The following is a 3,261-nucleotide window of genomic DNA, read 5'->3' as shown; positions in this document are numbered from 1 at the left end:
CCAAGGGGTGCGATACCCCGACTACAGAGTGGGTTTCAGTGCTGACAGACATGCAATTCTCCTTGATTCATAATTCATGAAGAGGGCCTGAGGGAATCGTCCACATACCCGGCAACCTATATCCAGGGCGACTGGCTAGCTTCGCTGACGTGACGCCGGTAATGATTTGTCGCCTTCGATTTGATCATCGACCGGTAGCCGCCAAATGGAGACCTTGTGGGTGATATCCATCCTCTAGGTACAAACGAATAGGAGGAACGCTCCTTCCGGATGGACTCGACCACACTTTAGGATGGTTCAGTATTCCAGCCCTCGGCACAGACCTCCTGTCAAGTCACATGAGCTGTTGGCGTCTCGGTAAGTGAGACAGTGCGGGAGAGGCTGTCAACTGGCGGAAGGGTCAGTGTTGATCCCGGGCATGTTCTTGCGGCCTTGTCGTAACTGCCCGATCACCGGGCCAAACGCGGCGTCAGCCACCGTTTCGGACACTTGCTGGTCACTATGGTGTGTTCAACTATGACTGGCGCTACGACTCTGGTGGAGATGGTTGAATCGGCTTTCGGCACCGCTCGGACGCAGCTCGCGGCTCTGGTAATCGGCGCCCCGCACGCCCCTACGTTAGGCAGTGTGTTCGAACGTCTCGATGCACAATTTCTGGAACCGCTGGCCGGTGCCTGGGCGCATGCGGCAACGGCTCCGTCGGCGGTCTCCCTCGATGCCCAGGAAGTGTGGGGAGCGACGAACGGACGCGGTTCACGCGGGTTGTCAGTGAAAAATAACCCGCCCGGCCTGCACGTCCAACGCGCTTCCCCGCCCCTGGGCCGGGTCAGGGGCCGGGAAGCTAGCATGGAGATGGCCAGTGGCCGCGACATCGTCCGGACCGCTAAATTCGTAAGCATCGCTGCCGGAACCAGTTTCCTGTACCCCGCCCACGTAGCGGAAATCAAACGTAGGTCCCGTCGGATGGGTACCCGTCCGTGGCATACCGAAACCGTGTAGGTCGCTACTTCGCTGGGATCGTCACAGGGGACGCCGGCCGAGAGAGGTACCTGGATCCGCGGCGACTGGACCATCGAAAAAGGCCTTCACTTCCAGCGCGGCGTGACCTCGGGTCTTTGGTCGTAGTCGGGTGACGGTTTTCCTGGTCCGTTGAATTTCCGGGGATCTTGTCACCAAGAGTGTGCTGAATTGCCGGCTACGTGTGAGGAAATATGATTGGCGTGGTTCGCGACGATACGCGCTCGAGCCAGCAGAAATGCACCGGATTTCACTTCAAAATGAAAGTCAAATGCGAATTGACCCCAAGCCGATAATTTCACCGTGTCCAGAGGCCTAGACCTGGAGAGAAGACAAGCCAGATCAGAAAAGGTCAGGCCTCGTGTCATGGTCTCCCAACATGGCCATCATGATTCTCCTGCTCCAGGGCGAAACCAACCTCGCCAAAGCCACCCGGAACCATCCCGCACGGGCACTGAAACCAGAAGGAGTCCATATCTCCAATAGGTAGTGACCAGCCCGTGGTTGGTTGGCAGGCTGGAAGATACTTCGGCCGGGCGTGACTCATCACATATCTGGCCTGCTTTGCGACCGTGCCTTGAAACTGACCCGTCCACCCGGCCGAAGCCGCACCCGTGTGGCCCACCCCGAGGGCTTGATGGTAGGTTGTCCGGCACGCAGGCAACGGCGGGCCGAGACTCGTCAGAGATTTGCCTCGGCGTGACTCTTTCCCGGGCTGGCGCCCATCGGAAAGGAAGCTGCAATGACCATCGTTACCGGGCATTACGCCAATGTCGTCGGGGTCGACACGCGTGACAGAACCCACGCCTATGCCGTGCTGTCATCGGCGACCGGACAGGTCGCCGACACCGCGACATTCCCGACCAGCCCACCGGGTATCGGGAGGGCAATGTCCTGGGTTAGCCGCCGGACCACCGGCGCGGCCGTCCTGGTCTCCATCGAAGGCGCGAGCTCCTGAGGCGCCGGCTTGACCCACGCAGTCATGAAGGCCTGCATCGCCGCCTGTGACGTGCGACCGCCACGCCGGGGCTCCCGCACGGGCAAGGGGAAATCGGATGCCATCGACGCCGTTGCTGCAGCCCGGACCGTCCTGGGCAGCGACCTGGAAAGCCTGCTCCAGCCACGGGCCGACGGGGGACGCAATGCCTTGCACATCCTCGTGAACGCCCGGCGCAGCATGGACACCCAACGCTCCGCGGACCGGCATGCCGTCACGGCCCTGGCCCGGACCATGGACCTGGGCCTCGACGCCCGTAAGCCCCCCACCGATGCCCAAGTCCTGGCCATCAGCCGCTGGCGCCCACGCACCCCCGATGTCCGCGCAGCCCGTGTTACGCGCGCCGAGGCCCGGCGCCTGGCCACAGCCATCATCCACTTCACCGCCGGCACGGATGAAAACCAGGGCGAACTCGCCGAAGCCGTGGAGGACATGGCCCCGGGGCTTTTGGACGTGTACGGCGTCGGACCCGTCACCGCGGCAATCATCCTAACCGCCTACTCACACCACGGACGTGTCCGTTCCGAAGCCGCCTTTGCCGCCCTGGCGGCGTGAACCCGATCCCGGCCTCCTCCGGCAACACCATCCCCCACCGCCTCAACCAACACAGTGACCGCCAGCTGAACCGGGCCCTGGACAATCGTCGCCAAGGCCCGCATGAGGTTGGACCCCGCCACCAAGGCCTACGTGCAACGCCGCACCAAGGAGGGAAAGACCATGCGCGAGATCCGCCGCTGCCACAAACGATCCATCGCCAGACAGCTCTTCCGGAAAATCAACGCCATTATGCCTTGACCTCAGACATAGGGACGTAAGTTAAGCGACTTGGCGAGAGGCCTGCGCCGGGGGTGAGAATACTGAACCATCCTAAAGGGTGGTCAAATCCATCCGGAAGGAGCGTTCCTCCTATTCGTTTGTACGTAGAGGATGAATATCACCCACAAGGTCTCTATTTGGCAGCTACCGGTCGATGATCAAATCGCAGGCGACAAATCATGAGCGCCGTCACGTCATCGAAGCTAGCCAGTCGCACTGGATGTAGGTTTCCGGATGTGTCGGCGGCCCTTTCGGGAGCACTAGCTGGGGTTCGAACCTGTTCTTTAGCACCAGTTTCATATGCATCAATGATGAGCAGGCCTGACCAACCATAGCGCTACTCAAAGGAGAGATCATGGAAACCCTCACAGGAACACTGAGCAAGGCCGGATCCATCCACAAGGTCGAAAACGGCTATCTCGGACTGCCTT

General features: G+C 60.9%; 1 protein-coding gene and 1 pseudogene. Both read left to right on the top strand.

Translation table 11 applies throughout. The features are described from left to right. Positions 1 to 441: 441 nt before the first annotated feature. On the top strand, positions 442 to 999 hold the full coding sequence (locus CVV68_RS25040) for a transposase family protein (protein ID WP_368773196.1): 558 nt from the start codon (positions 442 to 444) through the stop codon (positions 997 to 999). A gap of 760 nt (positions 1,000 to 1,759) precedes the next feature. Continuing rightward, positions 1,760 to 2,809 (top strand): annotated as a pseudogene (locus CVV68_RS22725) (transposase). Positions 2,810 to 3,261 lie beyond the last annotated feature (452 nt).

The organism is Arthrobacter livingstonensis (genome assembly GCF_003219815.1).
GTDB lineage: Bacteria > Actinomycetota > Actinomycetes > Actinomycetales > Micrococcaceae > Specibacter > Specibacter livingstonensis.
This window is presented reverse-complemented; position numbering and strand designations above follow the sequence as displayed.